Here is a 1,278-nt window from a genome sequence, read left to right as displayed (position 1 = left end):
AAACTACCCATCGTTGGCTAGGTGGGGTTCATGGAGCGCTTACAAACTATGCAAGGGGTGGGGATGAGGTTTTTATCCCCATCCCCGAGCATCCAGGGCGATCCCTGGGCTGTTGCTTTTAAGGAGCGAAGCGACGTGCAGTCCAGCGGCACGCTGGCCCACCTTCCGGAACGGAAGCGTAGTGGGTTACACATATGATTTATGTTATTGCAACACCTTGCACTCCCTTTGCATAATATTGGTAACAATAATAAGCGACGGTGCAATTCGCAATGAAAAACTTGAGCAAAGATAACTGCGCAATGTGGTTACAAGCCGGCAATCAATTTACAGCTCAAAGCTTGACATCAGAATTCCATGAAATCATCACATGGGCTCCCAGTTTAAAGCGCAGCGGTGAAGACTATTACATTCCACGTAAGAACATACCCGAAAATGTTTGGATGGCCATGCATGAAATAGAAGACTGGGGAATGGCCGAAAGACTGGATAGCCCAAAAGGCGAGGTCTTTATAGTAGATGCCTCTCTCCTAGACTTAATCATGAAGACAATACAACTATTACTGGAAATCTTATACCAGCCAAAAGAAACCAATGCTATTACGGGAAATCCCAGACTCACCTACGATACTCCCTCGACGCTAGGGTGATATATGTACTCAATAATTCGCGCAAAAAAACTAAAGAGTTTTGGTGCAATTGCCAGGTCTGCTCGTCACACTTTCAGGGAACAGCCAACACCGAATGCCGCTCCTGGAATGTCAAGTCTAAACAGAGTGACTGGTGCAAAAAATACATTTCAGCTGATTGGTGCATTCAAAAATAAACTTCCCGCAAAACGTCGAATTGATGCGGTACTTGGAATTGAGTATCTGATCACGGCCTCCCCGGAGGCCTTCAAACGCCATGGTGGTCGACTCGACGATTTAGGAAATGGCTATTTTCGAGATGCATTATCGTGGCTTCGCGACCGTCACGGAGCGGCTAACGTTCTAAGTGCAGCTGTACACCTGGATGAGTCCACCCCACATTTAGTAGCATATGTGTTACCACTAACAGCGGATGGACGGCTGAGCGCTAGGGATTTTTTAGGGGGGCCTAAACTCATGCGAGAGCTACAGGATAGCTTTCACTCAAGTTGTGGTTCCATTCGAGGGCTTTCACGTGGCGTCAGCGGGTCGAAAGCAAAACATGATGAGGTAGCTTCGTTTTATCGACTACTTACAACCACAGGGGAAGCTCCGAAGCTTACCGCGCTAGACTACGCAGCGAAGGCTC

General features: G+C 47.7%; 2 protein-coding genes. Both read left to right on the top strand.

Going from position 1 to position 1,278, the window contains the following annotated elements; all coding sequences use genetic code 11:
- Nucleotides 1–272: 272 nt before the first annotated feature.
- Entirely contained in the window at nt 273–650 is a 378-nt protein-coding gene (locus NGM28_RS28375; RefSeq protein WP_252092541.1) for a hypothetical protein, read from the top strand.
- A 3-nt stretch (nt 651–653) separates the two neighbouring features.
- On the top strand, nt 654–1,278 hold a 625-nt coding region (gene mobV, locus NGM28_RS28370), incomplete at its 3' end, for a MobV family relaxase (RefSeq protein WP_252092540.1).

It is taken from the genome of Pseudomonas sp. MWU13-3659, from assembly GCF_023757525.1.
Lineage (GTDB): Bacteria > Pseudomonadota > Gammaproteobacteria > Pseudomonadales > Pseudomonadaceae > Aquipseudomonas > Aquipseudomonas entomophila_E.
This window is presented reverse-complemented; position numbering and strand designations above follow the sequence as displayed.